The organism is Neoluteolibacter marinus (assembly GCF_014904755.1).
Classification (GTDB): Bacteria; Verrucomicrobiota; Verrucomicrobiia; order Verrucomicrobiales; family Akkermansiaceae; genus Haloferula; species Haloferula marina.
Genome location: NZ_JACZFQ010000330.1, coordinates 1 through 203 on the forward strand (window position 1 = coordinate 1; position 203 = coordinate 203).

Annotated in this window: 1 protein-coding gene; it reads left to right on the top strand. The window is 68.0% G+C overall.

Features of this window, described 5'->3' with window-relative positions:
• Positions 1-203, top strand: a 203-nt coding sequence (locus IG178_RS25120) for an SsrA-binding protein (RefSeq protein WP_193215287.1), incomplete at both ends; no start/stop codon positions are given.

The window sequence follows — 203 nt, forward strand, 5'->3', positions numbered from 1 at the left end:
CTGCGCATGGGCCGCGCCACGCTGGTGGACGGCTACTGCGCCTTCGACCGCCGCGGCGAGCTGTGGCTGGAGAACGTGAACATCCCGGAGTACCTGCAGGGCTCCTGGACCAACCACTCCGCCAAGCGCCGTCGCAAGCTGCTGCTGCACGCCTCGGAGCTGGAGAAGATCGCGCAGAAGACCCGCGAGTCCGGCTTCACGAT